Source organism: Glutamicibacter protophormiae, from assembly GCF_016894325.1.
GTDB classification, from domain to species: domain Bacteria; phylum Actinomycetota; class Actinomycetes; order Actinomycetales; family Micrococcaceae; genus Glutamicibacter; species Glutamicibacter protophormiae.
The window spans coordinates 2,020,063-2,036,591 of record NZ_CP069806.1 but is presented as its reverse complement, the minus strand read 5'-3'; the positions used below and the strand labels follow the sequence as shown (position 1 = coordinate 2,036,591).

Annotated in this window: 16 protein-coding genes and 1 tRNA gene; 13 read left to right on the top strand and 4 right to left on the bottom strand. The window is 63.1% G+C overall.

The features are described 5' to 3' along the window. Positions 1 to 173: 173 nt before the first annotated feature. The 4 genes from JQN66_RS09495 to JQN66_RS09480 all read right to left on the bottom strand — a co-directional run bounded on the left by JQN66_RS09495 (position 174) and on the right by JQN66_RS09480 (position 3,411). Positions 174 to 1,508, bottom strand: a complete 1,335-nt coding sequence (locus tag JQN66_RS09495; protein ID WP_204674562.1) for an AI-2E family transporter — start codon at positions 1,506 to 1,508, stop codon at positions 174 to 176. A gap of 139 nt (positions 1,509 to 1,647) precedes the next feature. Further along, on the bottom strand, positions 1,648 to 2,238 hold the full coding sequence (locus tag JQN66_RS09490) for a GNAT family N-acetyltransferase (protein ID WP_204674559.1): 591 nt from the start codon (positions 2,236 to 2,238) through the stop codon (positions 1,648 to 1,650). A 145-nt stretch (positions 2,239 to 2,383) separates the two neighbouring features. Then, the gene (locus JQN66_RS09485; RefSeq protein ID WP_204674557.1) at positions 2,384 to 2,785 is read right to left on the bottom strand and encodes a ribosomal maturation YjgA family protein; all 402 of its coding nucleotides are present in this window, start codon (positions 2,783 to 2,785) and stop codon (positions 2,384 to 2,386) included. 2 nt (positions 2,786 to 2,787) lie between these two features. Further along, positions 2,788 to 3,411 carry a vitamin K epoxide reductase family protein gene (locus tag JQN66_RS09480; RefSeq protein WP_188946905.1) on the bottom strand — a complete coding sequence of 208 codons (624 nt, stop codon included), beginning with the start codon at positions 3,409 to 3,411 and terminating at the stop codon, positions 2,788 to 2,790. A 492-nt stretch (positions 3,412 to 3,903) separates the two neighbouring features. Between JQN66_RS09480 and JQN66_RS09475 the strand changes: the two genes are divergently transcribed. The 13 genes from JQN66_RS09475 to JQN66_RS09415 all read left to right on the top strand — a co-directional run bounded on the left by JQN66_RS09475 (position 3,904) and on the right by JQN66_RS09415 (position 16,478). After that, a complete protein-coding gene (locus JQN66_RS09475) occupies positions 3,904 to 6,888 on the top strand; it encodes an Rne/Rng family ribonuclease (protein ID WP_239463975.1) in 2,985 nt (994 codons plus the stop codon). A 228-nt stretch (positions 6,889 to 7,116) separates the two neighbouring features. Continuing rightward, a complete protein-coding gene (gene rplU, locus JQN66_RS09470; protein ID WP_047119274.1) occupies positions 7,117 to 7,425 on the top strand; it encodes a 50S ribosomal protein L21 in 309 nt (102 codons plus the stop codon). 46 nt (positions 7,426 to 7,471) lie between these two features. Next, on the top strand, positions 7,472 to 7,726 hold the full coding sequence (gene rpmA / locus JQN66_RS09465; RefSeq protein ID WP_022875303.1) for a 50S ribosomal protein L27: 255 nt from the start codon (positions 7,472 to 7,474) through the stop codon (positions 7,724 to 7,726). A gap of 125 nt (positions 7,727 to 7,851) precedes the next feature. Then, positions 7,852 to 9,435, top strand: a complete 1,584-nt coding sequence (gene obgE, locus JQN66_RS09460) for a GTPase ObgE (RefSeq protein ID WP_204674555.1) — start codon at positions 7,852 to 7,854, stop codon at positions 9,433 to 9,435. Continuing rightward, positions 9,432 to 10,568, top strand: a complete 1,137-nt coding sequence (proB, locus tag JQN66_RS09455) for a glutamate 5-kinase (protein ID WP_204674553.1) — start codon at positions 9,432 to 9,434, stop codon at positions 10,566 to 10,568. The genes obgE and proB overlap by 4 nt, the downstream gene beginning before the upstream one ends. 23 nt (positions 10,569 to 10,591) lie before the next feature. Further along, positions 10,592 to 11,863, top strand: coding sequence for a glutamate-5-semialdehyde dehydrogenase (locus tag JQN66_RS09450; RefSeq protein ID WP_204674551.1), 1,272 nt, complete (start codon positions 10,592 to 10,594; stop codon positions 11,861 to 11,863). Between the two features lie 114 nt (positions 11,864 to 11,977). Further along, positions 11,978 to 12,190 carry a hypothetical protein gene (locus tag JQN66_RS09445; protein ID WP_204674549.1) on the top strand — a complete coding sequence of 71 codons (213 nt, stop codon included), beginning with the start codon at positions 11,978 to 11,980 and terminating at the stop codon, positions 12,188 to 12,190. 47 nt (positions 12,191 to 12,237) lie between these two features. Continuing rightward, positions 12,238 to 12,798 carry a nicotinate-nucleotide adenylyltransferase gene (gene nadD, locus JQN66_RS09440; RefSeq protein ID WP_239464203.1) on the top strand — a complete coding sequence of 187 codons (561 nt, stop codon included), beginning with the start codon at positions 12,238 to 12,240 and terminating at the stop codon, positions 12,796 to 12,798. 77 nt (positions 12,799 to 12,875) lie between these two features. Then, positions 12,876 to 14,447 (top strand): hypothetical protein, encoded by a 1,572-nt coding sequence (locus JQN66_RS18495; RefSeq protein ID WP_239463974.1) that lies wholly within the window; start codon positions 12,876 to 12,878, stop codon positions 14,445 to 14,447. A gap of 58 nt (positions 14,448 to 14,505) precedes the next feature. Next, positions 14,506 to 14,883, top strand: coding sequence for a ribosome silencing factor (gene rsfS, locus JQN66_RS09430; protein ID WP_188946913.1), 378 nt, complete (start codon positions 14,506 to 14,508; stop codon positions 14,881 to 14,883). 74 nt (positions 14,884 to 14,957) lie between these two features. Further along, a tRNA-Ala gene (locus JQN66_RS09425) sits at positions 14,958 to 15,030 on the top strand. Positions 15,031 to 15,264: 234 nt separating this feature from the next. Next, positions 15,265 to 15,786 carry a hypothetical protein gene (locus tag JQN66_RS09420; RefSeq protein ID WP_204674544.1) on the top strand — a complete coding sequence of 174 codons (522 nt, stop codon included), beginning with the start codon at positions 15,265 to 15,267 and terminating at the stop codon, positions 15,784 to 15,786. After that, positions 15,783 to 16,478 carry a hypothetical protein gene (locus JQN66_RS09415; protein ID WP_204674542.1) on the top strand — a complete coding sequence of 232 codons (696 nt, stop codon included), beginning with the start codon at positions 15,783 to 15,785 and terminating at the stop codon, positions 16,476 to 16,478. The genes JQN66_RS09420 and JQN66_RS09415 overlap by 4 nt, the downstream gene beginning before the upstream one ends. The last annotated feature ends 51 nt before the right edge of the window (positions 16,479 to 16,529 follow it).

Here is a 16,529-nt window from a genome sequence, read left to right as displayed (position 1 = left end):
GGGCAAGGCGCGTGCCATCGTGCAGCCTGTGCTCCATGATCTGTTTCATGCGGTTCCCGATGTCCCTTTCGTCGGCGGACAGCCTGCTGCGGGCACCCGGTGGAAAGCAAGGGGCCCAGCTCCCGGATGGTGGAAGCTGGACCCCTGAACGTGCATCGGAGGGTGGTGCGGACCTACTCGGCCGCGTCCCTTGGCTCTTCGGAGAGCGAATGGGCAGGTTTCCCGGCGTCGGCTTTCTCCTTCAACGCCCGTTCCTTGGCGGCCTTTTCCTTGGCATCCAGCCGTTCGATGGCGGATGCTTCCTCGTCCAGCGCGACTTCCGCGATGATGTCCTGCTTGGCCTCGACGGCCGGATCCGATTTCTCACGCCCGGTCCAGACCTTGACCACGGCCCAGGTCGCGGCGGTCAGTGGTACGGCAAGCACCGCTCCGATGATGCCGGCCAGCACGGTGCCAGCGGTCAGGGCCATCAGGACGACCAGCGCGTGCAGGCTCAGGGCATTGGCCATGACGACCGGCTGCAGGAAGTTGCCTTCCAACTGGTTCACAATGATGACGGCGGCCAGCACGATCAGTGCGACCACCGGGCCATTGGTGACCAGCGCAACCAGGGTGGCCAGCACACCGGCTACGGTCGCACCGACCATCGGGACGAACGAGCCGAGGAAGACGATGACGCCCAGCGGAATGGCCAGCGGCACCTGCAGGATCAGCAGGGTGGCGGTGATGCCGATCGAGTCAACGGCCGCCACGATCGAGGTGCCGCGAATGTAGCCGCCGAAGGTGTGCAGAGCACGGTCTCCGGACAGGATCCACTTGTTGCGGTAGTGCTTCGGGGTCCAGGAGACCGCGAAGGCCCAGATGCGGTCCCCGTCCTTCAGGAAGAAGAACAGGATGACCAGCAACAGGATCAGGCCGGTGATGAAGCTGCCGGCGGCGCTGATGGTATTCAGCGCTCCGGTACCGAACTGGGAGCTGGTCAGGAATCCGGTGACGGTCTGGACGGTCTTGTCGATCTGCTCCTGGTCGATGGTGAACGGAAGATCGCCCAGTACTTCCTGGATGATCTCGTTGAGCTGGTTGAAGCCCTGGACCGCCTTGTCGACCAGGGTCGACCATTCGTTGGTCACCGAGAACACCAAGCCGGTGCCGATTCCGCCGAGCACCAGCAGCGAACCGAGGAACACGATCCATGCAGCGAGCAGTGCATTGACCACCCGGCGCAGTCGGACCACCAACGGCCAGAGCGCGCAGGAAATGATGACCGCAAGGATGGTCGGGATGACGATGGTGGTGAGCCGGAGCATGCCGATGATGATGAATGCCGCCAGCGCGCCGACCACCAGGATCTGTGCGCTGCGGATGCCCATGCGTCCAAGCAGGTCTGTCCAGAGCCCGCTGACGGTGAATTCGGGTGGCTGCTCGGTGGTCAAGCCCAATGCCGCGTCGGCTTTGGCCTGCGTCGGCTTCTCCTTCGTCGCGGGTTTCGCCCTGCGAAACAAACTCATACTCGCTCCTCAATGCCGTTTGTGATAGCTCCAACAATAGGCTAGCGAAATGAACAGCCGGTAGATCAACACCGTGAGGATGATCTTTTGCCAGCTCAGTGTTGGGTTGATCGTTTGCTGGGTGGAGGTTCGAGGCAGGTTAGGAGCGCGGCCCGAAGTACTCGCTGGCCAGCAGGCCCATGATGATCCGGTCGTGGAACTTGCCGTCATGGAAGCCGGCCTGGCGTTCGCGTCCCTCTTCCCGGAATCCTGCGCGGTTGAAGGTGCGCAGCGCGCGTTCGTTGTAGGCCCACACGCTCAGCCCGATGCGGTTCAGCCCCATTTCGCGGAAGCCGAAGTCGACAATCATCTTGGTCGCCATGGTGCCGTAGCCCTGGCCGACGTTGGATCCGCCGATCATGATCATCAGCTCGGCCGAACGGGCCGGAGCGTTGTAGTTGTACAGCGCCGTGTGGCCGATCAGGGTGTCGTCGGGAAGCGTGATGCACAGGCCCACTCCGTCGGTGGTGCCGCGGTTGAGGCTGCGCCCCTTGAAGAGCTCGGCGGCTTCGGTCCCCGGATGCGGGAGCACCAAGGATCCTTGCAGAGCCATGAATTCCGGGCTGTTCCACCACTGGGTCAGGATCGGGAGGTCGGATTCCTGCAGTTCGCGCAGGCGGATGTGCTCAGAAATCAGCAGGTTGATTCCGTAGTCCTGGGCATTCTCTGTGTTCCATATGTCACTGGCCATGCATCCAATCTACCCTGTTGCGTAATTCAGGCTCCGCATTCCACGGCAGGCGAGCGTGGCCACCAGTGAACCGGAAAAGCCCCTATGGGTAGGAAGTTAAGCCGTCCCGGGGGTTGCGGTGGCGCATCGGACACGCCGAAGCGCCTCAGCGGGTCTTCGCCGCGGACCTGAAGCGTTGGCCCAGCCAAAGGTCCAGCGCCGCGGCCAGCAGGATTCCCAGCGCGTAGGCGGCTAGATCCAGCGCCGCGAAGCCAGAACCGAACACCAGATGGGCCGCCGGGAGCATGGAAACCAGAAGCGCCGGCAGGCCGGTGAGCTGCAGGAATTCGATCCCGAAGCACCACAGCATCGCCAGGGACGCTGGAATCCAGGGGGAGCGGCGTACCAGGATCAAGGCGAAGAACACGTAGAACAACGCCGCATACAGCACCCCGCCGGAGAGGTCTGCGGCCAATCCGCCGCCAAGGTATCGTGCGCTTAAACCAGCGGGGATCATCGCCATGGCGATGATCCCCAGGGTTAGGCGCCGCGCAGAAATGCTGCCCATGCCTATCCGAAGAAAGCGTTCGGGAAACGCAGGATCACGGTCGCGGCGACCAGCAGCCACAGAATGGCGGTGATGATCCAGCTCCATTCGCGGAACAGCTTCTTCACTCCTTCGCCGGCGGGGATCACGCCGGTCAGCACATTGCGTCCTGTAGTGAAGACAAAGAGCGGGATGACCATGGTCCAGACGACCATGCAGTAGAGGCAAAGGGCGTTGATTTCGTACAGCGCCTGGAACCAGAACCAGATGACCAGGCCCAGCGCCGCGGTGACGCCCAGCTGGAAGCAGATCCAGAACCAGCGCTGCAGCTTGGTGGCTCCAGCCAGCAGTGCGAAGCCGATGGCGACCACGACGGCGAAGCAGACGATGCCGAAGAACGGGTTGGGGAAACCGAAGATGCCTGCCTGTTCGGTTTTCATGACCGTGCCGCAGGAAATCCATGGATTGACGTCGCAGCTCGTGACGTAGTCAGGGTTCTTGTAGAGTTCGATCCGCTCCAGGACCAGGATCCCGGCGGCGACCCATGCGATGATGCCGGTGACGATGGTGAACAGGCCGAACCCGCGATCCCTCGCCCACCAAGGCAACACGCCCGGGGTCTGTTGATTTTCAAGTGATGAAACCATGCTTTGACTATTCCATATGTTCCTAGGAAAGCGGATGACTCCGCCGTGTGCGTTCTCATCCTAAAAAGATTTTCTGTGCAACGGATATGTGCCCGTGAACGCGATGTGAACGAAATATGAGAGAATAGGAGTGGTTGTTCGCGGATCCACAGTCTGCTTTCAACCCAACGAGAGACTTTCGAAACGACAGATCGTCAGGCGATGCATCGCTTCGGTTGAGTGCCCAATATGTGCGCCTCCCGAGGGAATACCGCGGATCGAAGGGCTGCAAAGGAAAGCAGCTGGTTTGAAAGGGCCGCGTTGAGCCGCAGTTGCTGCGTCGGGATCGGTACTCCGGTTCCGGGGCGTGGACAGCTGCGGAATATATAGAGCTTTTGTGTCCGGCCGACTCATAGAAGTAGGCCGAGCCGCACGTCATGTTTGTAGATTCAGCCAAGGCGCCGTCTGTGGAGGATGCCGAAGCTGGACGTTAATAGGAGTACGCGAAATTAAATGAGCGCATCAAATCAGCGAAAGGGTGGGGCGCAGGGAAGCAAGCGAGGCAATCGTTCGACGCGCGCCCGCCGCACCCAGGTATCCACCACCCCGGCTCGTCCATTGCGTCGCGCCATGACCCTGGCAGAGCTTAATGCCGCTGCCGGCGTTGAAGACACCCAGTACCGCTGGCGGGCCACCCGCCGCACCCAGGTGTCAACCCCTGACTCCAGCAAGCGCGCAAGCCGCCAAGCCGACCGTCGAGCCCAGAGCGCCCGCAGCGCGGAAGCCGACGAAGCCTTGAATGAGCAGGCGGCAAAGCAGCAGGCCGTCGAGGCCGAAGCCACCGAACAGGTGCAAGCCCCCGCCGCTGAAGTCGTGGAGCCTGCAGCGCCTGCTGCATCCCTGGAAACCGTCGAGGCCATTGCCCAGGCGGCCATCGAGGCCGAGGCGAACGCCGAGCCAGAAGACCGCACCGGCGCACTGCTGGCCGAGCACGGGAGCACCATGATCATGAACCCGTTTGCGATCCCTGAGTCGGCGCATTCGGTGCTGGCCCAGGCCGTCGCGAAGAAGACCCGCACCGCACCGCATGCGGAGGCCGAGGAGCAGTCCGAGGAAGAAGAAGACGTCACCTCGCGCCGCCGTCGCCGTCGCCGCCGCGGCGATGTCGATCTGGAGCTCGAAGGCGGATCGCAGGACGATCCGCCGAACACGGTCACCCGCGTCCGCGCCCCGCGTGCCGGCATCGAGAGCCACGCCAGCGTGAACAGCAAGGTCGCTTCGGTGCGCGGTTCCACCCGTCTGGAAGCCAAGCGCCAGCGCCGCCGCGAATCCCGGGAGACCGGCCGTCGCCGCCAGGTGATCACCGAGGCTGAGTTCCTGGCGCGCCGCGAGTCCGTGGAGCGCAAGATGATCGTGCGCCAGCGTGAAGACCGCATCCAGATCGGCGTTCTGGAGGACGGCGTCCTGGCCGAGCATTTCGTGTCCAAGACCCAGCAGGATTCGCTGATCGGCAACGTGTACCTGGGCAAGGTGCAGAACGTGCTACCTTCCATGGAAGCCGCATTCGTGGACATCGGCCGCGGACGCAACGCCGTGCTGTACGCCGGCGAAGTGAACTGGGACGTGGCGGGCCTCGAAGGAGCGCCGCGCCGCATCGAGAACGCCCTGAAGGCCGGGGATTCTGTGCTGGTGCAGGTCACCAAGGACCCGGTAGGCCATAAGGGTGCCCGCCTGACCAGCCAGGTCTCGCTGCCGGGCCGCTACCTGGTGTACGTGCCGGGCGGTTCCATGACCGGTATCTCCCGCAAGTTGCCGGACGTCGAGCGCCAGCGCCTGAAGAAGATCCTGAAGGACCACCTGCCGGAGAATGCCGGCGTGATCGTGCGCACCGCAGCGGAAGGCGCCTCGGAAGAGGAGCTGACCAATGACATCAACCGCCTGCGCGCCCAGTGGGAAGGCATCGAGGAGCAGTCGAACTCGACCAAGACCTTGGCCCCTGAGCTGCTGTACTCGGAGCCGGACCTGACCATCAAGGTCGTCCGAGACGTCTTCAACGAGGACTTCACCAAGCTGATCGTCTCCGGCGAGCATGCCTGGGACACGATCGAGGCCTACGTCATGTACGTGGCCCCGGATCTGATGGGCCGCCTGGAGAAGTGGGAGCAGGACGAGGACATCTTCGCCACCTACCGCGTGGACGAGCAGATCGCCAAGGCGCTGGATCGCAAGGTCTTCCTGCCCTCGGGCGGTTCGCTGGTCATCGACCGCACCGAAGCGATGACGGTCATCGACGTCAACACCGGCAAGTTCACCGGTTCGGGCGGCAACCTCGAAGAGACTGTCACCAAGAACAACCTGGAAGCAGCCGAAGAAGTAGTACGGCAGCTGCGCCTGCGCGACATCGGCGGCATCATCGTCATCGACTTCATCGACATGGTCCTGGAATCGAACCGCGACCTGGTGCTGCGTCGCCTGGTCGAATGCCTCGGCCGGGACCGTACCAAGCACCAGGTGGCCGAGGTGACATCCCTGGGTCTGGTGCAGATGACGCGCAAGCGCATGGGCACCGGTCTGCTGGAAGTCTTCGGCGAAGAGTGCGAGCATTGCGCCGGCGCCGGCGTGATCACCCACGAGGAGCCCGTCGAATCGCGCAAGTCCTTCAATTCGCATGGCGAGAGCCACACGAAGAAGTACTCGGAGAAGCCTTCGCGCAACCGCCGCCGCCGCGGTGGGGACAAGGACGAGAGCAAGCCTGTCGAGCAGGAGCAGGGAGAAGTCGTCGAGGAGAAGACCGAAGCGACTCGCCATGCCCTGGCCAACATCGCCGCGGCCTCGCACCTGGATCACGGGACGGAACACGCCGTGAACATCAACGGCGACGAGATCCCCATGCCGAAGCACGTTGACACCGAGTCCGCCGACACGTCCCTGACCTTGGAATCGCTGGAAGCAGCGCTGCCCGAGGGTGAAGGACAGGACGAGCTGGCCGACGCGGGCCGCAAGTCTCGCCGCCGCTCGCGCTCCCGTGGACGCAACCGCGCCCAGGACGAGCAGCAGGGGACCGAGAACCAGGCCGAGGTGCAGCAGCCAGCCGCCGAGCCGGTGAATAACGACGAACAGGTTTCCTCCAAGCCTGTCCGCAGCCGTTCACGCCGTGCCTCGCGCCCGCAGGACGCCGCAGCGGGGGACCAGCCGGTCCTGACCGGCCTCGCCCTGCCTGCGTCCCAGGCTCCGGCCACTGAGCCGGCAGTCGCCGCCGCTGCGGCACCTGCCGCTTCGGCGGCCCCACAGAGTTCCACCAAACCAAAGCGACGCAGCCGTCGGGCCACCTCGGTCCAGGGCGATGCGAATGCTGCGGTTGAAGTGGTCGAGGTATCCGCTGCTACCGGTTCGGTAGTACAGATGGATGCCGTCAGTTCGCAGACTGAAAAGCCTGCCGAATCGGCCGGTGCTCCGGTCATGTTCGGTGTGGGAGTTCCGGTCCGCGAATTGAAATAGATGAACTTGGTCACGGTTCACCCACTGGGGCAGTTTGTATTTGCCCCAGTGGCGTGGACTAGCGTAATCTAGTTGATCGGTGCTAAACGCCAAGATCACGGACTTTTGGTCCGCTCGGCGTCAAGGCACAAGCGCATGAGATCCCTGCGTAACGGACCTGATATTAGGTTTGCGGGTTGATTTCTGCGCCGGTAAGACAATAAACGTCGAGTAGAAGTGAGTACCCACGTGGTGTACGCAATTGTCCGCGCAGGCGGCCACCAGGAAAAGGTTTCCGTTGGAGACCTGATCACCGTTGACCGTCTTCAGGCTGCCCCAGGTAGCTCCATTGAGCTTCCTGCCTTGCTGCTGGTGGATGGCGAGAAGGTAACTTCCGCCGCTGCCGATCTGGCTAAGGTCAAGGTCACCGCCGAGGTTGTTGAAAACCTTCGCGGTCAGAAGATCGTTATCCAGAAGTACAAGAACAAGACCGGTTACAAGAAGCGCCAGGGTTTCCGCGCTGCTCTGACCAAGGTCAAGGTCACCTCGATCGCCTAATTAGGCGATCGTACTATCCATTTTTTGTAGCGAAAGAGGCTAAATCATGGCACATAAGAAAGGTGCGAGTTCCACTCGCAACGGTCGCGATTCCAACGCACAGTACCTGGGCGTAAAGCGCTTCGGTGGTCAGGAAGTCAAGGCAGGCGAAATCATCGTTCGCCAGCGTGGCACCCACTTCCACCCGGGCGCCGGCGTTGGCCGCGGCAAGGACGACACCCTGTTCGCTCTGGCTGCCGGTGCAGTCGAGTTCGGCACCCGTCGTGGTCGCCGCGTGGTGAACATTGTGGCTGCTGCCTAACTTAGGTACGCAACAGCATTTTTAGTACACAAGGGGTGGGCCGATTCCGGTCCGCCCCTTGCGTGCGTAGTTAGACTTTTAAGCGAGCAGAAGTTCGCACCCCTTTTCTAGGAGTAGATGGCCCCGTGGCTGCATTCGTTGATCGCGTTACCCTTCATGCCACCGCAGGCAACGGTGGTCACGGTTGCGTGTCCATTAAGCGTGAGAAGTTCAAGCCACTGGGCGGCCCCGACGGCGGCAACGGCGGCGACGGCGGCGACATCATCCTGCGCGTGGACCCGCAGGTCACCACGCTGCTGGACTTCCACCACCTGCCGCACCGCAAGGCCGGCAACGGCGAGCCGGGCAAGGGCGGCCTGCGCCCGGGCAAGCAGGGCCTGGACCTGATCCTCGGTGTTCCCGCCGGCACCGTGATCAAGACCCGCGACGGCGACATCCTCGCCGACCTGGTCAACGTGGGCGACGAGTTCCTTGCCGCCGCCGGCGGCCAGGGCGGACTGGGCAATGCCGCCATCTCCTCCGACAAGCGCAAGGCCCCCGGCTTCGCCCTGCTGGGCATTCCCGGCCAGGAGCAAGACGTCGTCATGGAGCTCAAGTCCGTGGCGGATATCGCGCTGGTGGGCTACCCCTCGGCCGGCAAGTCCTCGCTGATCGCCGCGGTCTCCGCCGCACGTCCGAAGATCGCCGACTATCCGTTCACCACCCTGGTCCCGAACCTCGGTGTGGTGCAGGCCGGCGAAGTCCGCTTCACCGTCGCCGACGTGCCGGGCCTGATCCCCGGAGCCTCGGAGGGCAAGGGCCTGGGCCACGAGTTCCTGCGCCACGTCGAGCGCTGCGCGGCCATCGTGCACGTGCTGGACTGCGCCTCGCTGGAATCCGACCGCGATCCGATCTCGGATCTGGAGACCATCGAAGCCGAGCTGGCCAACTACGAAGCCGACTCCACCTTCGCCGGAACCGACGGCACCATCATTCCACTGGTCGAGCGTCCCAAGCTGGTGGCGTTGAACAAGGTCGACATGCCAGACGGCAAGGACATGGCCGAATTCGTGCGCCCCGAGCTGGAACGCCGCGGCTACCAGGTCTTCGAGATCTCGGCGCTGTCCCGCGACGGCCTGCGCGATCTTTCCTTCGCGATGGCCAAGCTGGTCGAAGAAGCCCGCGCCTCGCGCGTCGTGGAAACCCCGGTCGTCGAGGTGCCGGTGATCCGGCCGCGCTCGGTGAACAAGCAGGAATTCTACATCCGCCGTGAAGAGCAGAACCTTGAACCGCTGTGGCGAGTCATCGGAGAGAAGCCCGAGCGCTGGATCATGCAGACCGACTTCCGCAATGACGAGGCCGTGGGCTACCTGGCTGACCGGCTGGCCAAGCTCGGCGTGGAAAACCAGCTGTTCAAGTCCGGCGCCAAGCCGGGCGACGCAGTGGTCATCGGCGCTGAGGAGAACTCGGTGGTCTTCGACTGGGAACCGACCATGGCCGCCGGAGCGGAGCTGCTGGGCAGCCGCCGCGGCGAAGACGTGCGCCTGGAGGACCGCGGCGACCGCAAGACCCGCGAGGAGAAGCGCGCCGAGCACGAGGAGCGCAAGGCCGCCAAGGCCGCTGCCCGCGACGAGCTGGAAGCCGAGCGCCGCGCAGGCATCTGGACCGAGTCGGTGCATGCAAAGGCCGCCGAGCGCAAGGCGAAGCAGCGCACCCAGGAAGATCAGTGAACACCACCAAAACCCTTTCCGCAATCACCTCCCGCGCCCAGCTGCCCCAGGCCAAACGCCTGGTCGTCAAGGTGGGCTCCAGCTCGCTGACCACCGTGGAAGGCGGCATCTCGCAAGAGCGGATGGACTTCCTGGTGGAAACGCTCTCCAGGACCGTGGCCTCGGGCACCGAGGTCGTGCTAGTGTCCTCCGGGGCCATCGCCGCGGGCCTGGCCCCGCTGGCGCTGGCCAAGCGCCCCAAGGACCTGGCTACCCAGCAGGCCGCCGCCTCGGTGGGTCAGGGGCTCTTGCTCGCGCAGTACACCGCGCAGTTCGCGCAGCAGGGGATCACCGTGGCCCAGGTGCTGCTCACCGCGGATGACCTGATGCGTCGCACCACCTACACCAACGCGCTGCGCGCGCTGGTGCGGCTGCTGAACCTCGGGGTGCTGCCGATCGTGAACGAGAACGACACGGTCGCCACCCACGAGATCCGCTTCGGCGACAACGACCGCCTGGCCTCGCTGGTGGCCCACCTGGTCAAGGCCGACACGCTGCTGCTGTTCTCCGACGTGGACTCCGTCTACGACGCCCACCCTGCCCAGGGCGGCAGCCGCATCCCGCTGGTCGGGCACCCGGACGAGATCAGGGCCATCGACCTGGGCACCTCGGGTTCCTCGGTGGGCACCGGAGGCATGATCACCAAGGTGCAGGCGGCCACGCTCAGCGCCTCGGCCGGCATTCCCGCCCTGGTCACCTCCACCGCCAACGCCGCCCGCGCGCTGGCGGGGGAGGACGTGGGCACCTGGTTCGCCGCGCGCAACACCCGCCGCTCGGCTCGCGACGTCTGGCTGGCCCACCTTGCGGTGGCCCACGGCCGGCTGATGCTGGACGCCGGCGCGGTGCGCGCCATCCGCAGCGGCGAGAAGTCGCTGCTGGCCGCGGGCATCACCTCGGCCACCGGCGACTTCGAGGCCGGGGACGCGGTGGAGATCTGCGACGCCTCCGGGACCGTGGTGGCCCGCGGGCTGGTGAACTACGCCGCGCTGGAACTGCCGGCGATGTACGGCCGCTCGACCTCCGCGCTGCTCACGGACCTCGGCGAAGGTTACGAAAAACCCGTGGTACATGTCGATGACTTGGCGTTGATCTAGGCTACGGAACCTACAATGGGTGCATGACCCTCACCGTTTCCGAGACCGATGCAGCCGTCCACAAGCTGGCCGACCGGGCCCGCCGCGCCTCGCGCGTGCTGGCCCGCGCCAACCGCGACTGGAAGGACAAGGCCCTGCGCGCCATTGCGGCGTCCATCGACGCCAACCGCGCAGGGATCATCGCCGCGAACGCCAAGGACCTCGAAGCCGGCAAGGCCAACGGGACCTCGGCGGCGATGCTGGACCGCCTGAAGCTGGATGACCCGCGCATCGATTCGCTGATTTCCGCCTTGCATGAACTGGCAGGCCTGCCCGATCCGGTGGGCCGCGTCGTGCGCGGAGAGACCCTGCCCAACGGCCTGCGCATGCGCCAGGTGAACGTTCCCATGGGTGTTATCGGCACCATCTACGAAGCCCGTCCCAACGTCACCGTTGACATCGCCGGTCTGTCGCTGAAAAGCGGCAACGCGGTGCTGCTGCGCGGAGGCTCCGCTGCGCTGAACTCGAACCTGGCCCTGGTCGGCTTCATCCGTGACGCCCTGGACTCCGTTTCGCTGCCGCGGGATCTGGTGATCTCCGTGGACGAATACGGCCGCGAAGGCGCCGACGCCATGATGGGCGCACGCGGCAAGATCGACGTGCTCATCCCGCGCGGCGGACGAGAACTGATCCAGCGTGTGGTCACCACCGCCAAGGTGCCGGTCATCGAAACCGGCGAAGGCAACGTGCACATCTACCTGGATGAAAGCGCGGACCTGGAGATGGCCACCGACATCCTGCTCAACGCCAAGACCCAGCGTCCGAGCGTCTGCAATACCGTTGAAACCCTGCTGATCCACCAGAACGCCGCGGCCGCTGCCGGCGTGCTGCAGGCCTTGTCCGCCGCCGGGGTCACCCTGCATGCCGAGGAACGCGCCGCGGCACTGGTTCCGGAGATCACCACGGTACCGGCGGGGGAGGACGACTGGGCCAACGAATACCTCGACCTGGATCTCGCGGTCAAGGTAGTGGATGACATGGACCAGGCCTTCGAGCACATCCGCGCCTACTCCACCGGACACACCGAGGCGATCATCACCTCCTCGCTGCGCAATTCGGAGCGCTTCGTCTCCGAGATCGACTCCGCTGCGGTCATCGTGAACGCCTCGACCCGCTTCACCGATGGCGGCCAGCTGGGCTTGGGCGCCGAGGTCGGCATTTCCACCCAGAAGATGCATGCCCGCGGACCGATGGGACTGGCCGAGCTGACCACGACCAAATGGATCGTCCAAGGCGATGGGCACATCCGTAAATAGTTTCTGACCGCCTTATTCGGTACCATGTAGAAGAACGTAAGTGACCTTTCGGGCCACTGCCCGGGGCTGGCCCCCGACGCGGCGGGCAACGAGGAAAACAACTGGAGAATTATCTTGAACGCGCTGATTATGGCTTCCGCAGCCGCAAGCACCACTGGGTTGGATTCGCATACCTGGGCCCTGATCATTGGCGGCGGCATCTTCTTGGCATTTATGCTGTTGCTGCTGGTCACTGTTTCCTACACCAACGTGGGTCTGCGCCACGAGATCAAGCCTGACGATTTCGACGAGCACCGCCAGTTCAAGTCCCACCCTGAGCACCACTAATCTTGGCGGACGAGCAAGTCAAGAACCGCCCATTGCGCCTCGGCGTGATGGGCGGTACTTTTGACCCCATTCACAACGGCCACCTGGTTGCCGCGAGCGAAGTGGCCGCGGAATACGACCTGGATGAAGTGGTCTTCGTGCCCACCGGCGAACCATGGCAGAAGGCTGACCGCAAGGTCACCGACGCCGAACACCGGTACCTGATGACCGTCATTGCGACAGCATCCAACCCGCGGTTCACCGTCAGCCGCGTGGACATCGATCGCGAGGGCGCCACCTACACCCGGGATACGCTGCTTGACTTGCGTGCGCAGCGACCGGAGGCAGAGCTGTTCTTCATCACCGGCGCTGATGCCATGAGCCAGATCATGAGCTGGCGCGATATCGACCAGGTCTGGGACTTGGCGCATTTCGTCGGCGTCAGCCGTCCTGGGTACGTGATTGCCGATGTGGGGCGGGACAACGTCTCACAGTTGGAGATTCCTGCACTGTCTATTTCCTCCACCGACTGCCGTGTACGCGTCGCAGAGGATAAGCCCGTCTGGTACCTGGTACCCGATGGTGTGGTGCAGTACATTGCAAAATATGGGCTCTATACCGAGTCGTAACCTCACATTGAGCCGTATTGCACGGCATAATCGATTAAGGTGACGGTATTTGTCTATGCGGTCGGGAGTAGCACCAGATGAGCGATAACTCGCAGCCAGTTTCCAGCAGGCGGGCATTGCGTGAAAAGCGACGCGCCGAAATGGAGGCGCTGCTCGCCAATAGCAAGGCTGAACAGGCCGCCAAGGAACAGGCGGACAAGAAGGCCAAGGCTGAATCCGCCAACTCCGATTCCAAGGACTCGTCTGGTGCGGCAAAATCCGCATCTTCGGCTCCAAAGCCTGCTCTAGCCAAGGCCGCGGAGGCCAAGGCGCCCGCCAAGCCAGCAGCTAAGCCAGCCGCGGAGGCCAAGGCGCCCGCCAAGCCAGCAGCTAAGCCAGCCGCGGCGGCCAAGCAGCCAGCCGCCAACTCTGGCAACCCGAAAACTCCAGCGAAACCCGCCCCGAAGCCCGCTGAAAAGGCTCCGGCCGCCAAGTCCGCGCCAAAGCCTCAGCCTGCCAAGCCTGTCGATTCCAAGCCTGCGGCGGCGAAACCCGCTGAAACCAAACTCGCGCCGGCTAAGAGCGCATCGAACAAGCCCGCGCAGTCGAAGCCCGCAGAGAGCAAGCCTGCTGCCTCCAAAACTGCCGTATCGACGTCAGCTGAATCACCTGCGGTGCAGAAGCCTGAAGCATTGGGGGAGCGTGCTTCTTTGCGCCGCGCCCGTGACCGCGAAGCCTTGCGTGAACGCCGACGCCTCGAAGAAGAAGTCGGCTCGCTGACAAGCCACGTTCCCACGGTGGAGCCCGCTGATGACCCGAAGCCGCTGACTCGTCGACAGCTGCGCCTGCAGGCCCTGGCCGATCAGAACAAGGGCGCCGCTGCGGCTAAGCCTGTGTCGGGAACCAAGCCCGCCAAGCCGTCAGGAGCAGAGAATGCTCCAGACACCACGGTCATGAGCGTCGAGGAAGCCTTGGCCGCGCGGCGTGCACACGACCCGAAATCTCCTGTAGACCCGGTTTTGCTGGGCGAAGATGATTCAGAAATCGACCTCGAAGTGCTGGCCCACCAACGTGAAATGGCTGCGCGTGCCGCAATCATCTCGCGACGGGCGGCTGAGCGCGAACGTTTGCGTATTGAAAACTCCAAGCAGGGCAAGGAAGATGTTGCATCGGACCCCTTCACCGGCGCGATGGGCAATATCCGTGAGGTAGAAGAACGGATCGCCAAAACTGGCGTCTCCGGTCCGAAAACCGAAAGTGTTTCGCTGTCGTTGGACGCCCAGGGAAAGATCGATTCCAAGCCGGCAGTAAAGCCCGCGCCGAAACCCGCGGCGAAGGCCCCCGCCAAGCCGGCACCGAAACCCGCGGCCGCAGCAAAACCGGCTGCAAAGCCAGTACAAAAGCCTGTTGCGAAGCCAGCTCCAGCAGCCAAACCGACGCCGGTTACCAAGGCCCCCGCGGCAGCCAAACCAGCGGCGGCATCGGCACCGGAGAGCAAGGCTGTCGAACTACCTCGCATCGAGGCAGTCAACGCCCAAGGTCTACAGCCGCTCGACGTGCAGACTCACGGCGTCCGCCGTGCCAATAACATGCTCATCGCCATGATCGTGGCGCTGGGCGTTGGCAGTGCGGCCCTGGTCGCCGGCCTGATCATGTTGTTGACCAACTAGTTTTTATAGGACAATTAAGTCCTTGACCCACCCCTTCCTAAAGGAGACACCCAACTTCATGGGCGCACACGCAGACTCAATTGCCCTCGTGCATACCGCGGCACTTGCCGCCGCAGAAAAACTTGCCGAGGATATGGTCGCACTCGACGTGGCCGAACGTTTGGGCATCACCGATGCCTTCCTGATCGTCTCCGGTAGTTCCGAGCCTCAGGTTAACGCCATCGTGGATGAAATCCAGGCGAAGGTGATCGAGAAATTCGACCTGCGTCCGGTTCGCCGTGAAGGCTTCGGCCTTGGCCGCTGGGTGCTCCTCGACTACGGAGATGTGGTAGTCCACGTGCAGCACCAGGAAGACCGCGTCTTCTACGCGCTGGAACGCTTGTGGTCGGATTGCCCGGTCATCGAGCTGCCTGCTGTCAGCGGCAAAAAGAACTAGTCACGATGGATTTGCATCCTGTTCAAAATTTCATCTATGATAGATGAGTTGCCTGATCAGGTAGCAATCCTCGCGGGGGTATGGCGCAGTTGGTAGCGCGTCTGCATGGCATGCAGAAGGTCAGGGGTTCGAATCCCCTTACCTCCACAAATGTGAAGAGTCTAGACATCGTTGACAGATGAGCACAGACATCCTTTACAAAATTTGATCAGAATCCCCGGCCATCGGCCGGGGGATTTCTGCTTGTCCGGCCAGTAGCTCTGCAGTGGCTCCTAATGATATGTCTCTGACATCGGTATCGGCGGTGGCTGGCGTGAACCGTGCCAAAACTATCCGTTTCAGCCCTTGGCGGCGACATGTCTTAGCATTGCTGGACGATCCGTGGCCCAACACCTATTGACAGCATGGCTGATGGGGTCGATCCTTGAGTGCATGACGTGTAACCCCGGGGGTGACATTATCCCGTGCAGCATTGATGTTCATGCTGATCCGGAGTGGTTACGTGTGCTCGCGCATCGTCGGCGCGAACCAGTTGCTGTTTTGGAAGCTGCAATCGGGCGATTCCAAGCGGCTGGTGTCACTCCGGAAATTGTTGAGTACCATCTCCATGACGCCGGGGACCGACTCTACGCGGCCGCTGCTTCCGGACGAGCTTCGTGGGCAGCTGAATTCGGTGGAGAGCGTGTAGTCGCTCTCATCGCCGCCGAAGTCAGCGCACTCGCTTCCCATCTGGTCACTCGCGCAGCGTCCATACGTGCGGCCAGCATTGAAGTGTTGCTGGAGGAATACAGCGCAGTCACCGTGGCCAGCTCTCTGGGAGTGGCCAGGCAGAAAGTCTACGAACTCGCCAAAGGCAAAGTAGGCACCGACTTCATAAAAACCACGCCGTGGAGCTCGAAATGAATGAGATGAACGAAGCTGTAGATCTGCCAGATTTCTCGGAGAAAAAGTTCTTGCATCCTCTCGAAGTGGCCGAGGCGCGCGGACTTTATTTGCGTGGATGGTGGTTTGCACGATTGCATTCAGTACCGGTGGTTGTCGCCATCGGGGCAGTCGTATGGGTTGCTACGAATAACCTGTTTGCGGCGCTAGTCGCGCCCACTGGATCCCTGGCCATCGGCTTGGTCTCAAGCAGATGGCTGACAGCCCGAGCGTGGGACTTCATTCCGCGCAAGCGCCAGCTCGACGGGGGAGCGGGGCGATGGCAGGTCTTTGCGGCCGCTATCGATGCGGCTGCGATCTTGGTGATTGCCGCAGGAGTGATTTTTTCGATTCAAACTGCTTCCCCCGATCCGGGAGTCATTGCGTTCGCAACAGGTTCGGGCATCGGCGTGGCGCTAGTGCAGGCGCAGGAGCTGTTAGCCGGGAGGAAGCATGGTGTCGAGAACCACGAAACTCTGAGGAGAATAATCCTGTTTGCTGCCGTTGCCGTGGCAACGACAGCGGTTGGCTTGCTGGGTCTCGGCACGGTGTGGGGTGCCTGGACTATCGGAACCGTCGCGATGGGCACCGCGACCGTAGTTGCTGCCCAGACGATTTTCTGGCTTGCGTCAACCTCACGTCACCGTGGCCGATTGGCGCAGAAGCCCAACTGACCACGGTACCTGTTCATCCTGCCTCGCACAGGGCTGTAGTCGTGGAACGTA

Bases quoted from the DNA above. Each gene is read 5' to 3' on its own strand.
- JQN66_RS18495 (WP_239463974.1), top strand. From the start codon at position 12,876: ATGAGCGATAACTCGCAGCCAGTTTCCAGCAGGCGGGCATTGCGTGAA.
- nadD (WP_239464203.1), top strand. From the start codon at position 12,238: ATGGGCGGTACTTTTGACCCCATTCACAACGGCCACCTGGTTGCCGCG.
- JQN66_RS09415 (WP_204674542.1), top strand. From the start codon at position 15,783: ATGAATGAGATGAACGAAGCTGTAGATCTGCCAGATTTCTCGGAGAAA.
- JQN66_RS09475 (WP_239463975.1), top strand. From the start codon at position 3,904: ATGAGCGCATCAAATCAGCGAAAGGGTGGGGCGCAGGGAAGCAAGCGA.
- JQN66_RS09450 (WP_204674551.1), top strand. From the start codon at position 10,592: ATGACCCTCACCGTTTCCGAGACCGATGCAGCCGTCCACAAGCTGGCC.
- JQN66_RS09485 (WP_204674557.1), bottom strand. From the start codon at position 2,785: ATGGGCAGCATTTCTGCGCGGCGCCTAACCCTGGGGATCATCGCCATG.
- rpmA (WP_022875303.1), top strand. From the start codon at position 7,472: ATGGCACATAAGAAAGGTGCGAGTTCCACTCGCAACGGTCGCGATTCC.
- rsfS (WP_188946913.1), top strand. From the start codon at position 14,506: ATGGGCGCACACGCAGACTCAATTGCCCTCGTGCATACCGCGGCACTT.
- JQN66_RS09480 (WP_188946905.1), bottom strand. From the start codon at position 3,411: ATGGTTTCATCACTTGAAAATCAACAGACCCCGGGCGTGTTGCCTTGG.
- JQN66_RS09495 (WP_204674562.1), bottom strand. From the start codon at position 1,508: ATGAGTTTGTTTCGCAGGGCGAAACCCGCGACGAAGGAGAAGCCGACG.
- JQN66_RS09490 (WP_204674559.1), bottom strand. From the start codon at position 2,238: ATGGCCAGTGACATATGGAACACAGAGAATGCCCAGGACTACGGAATC.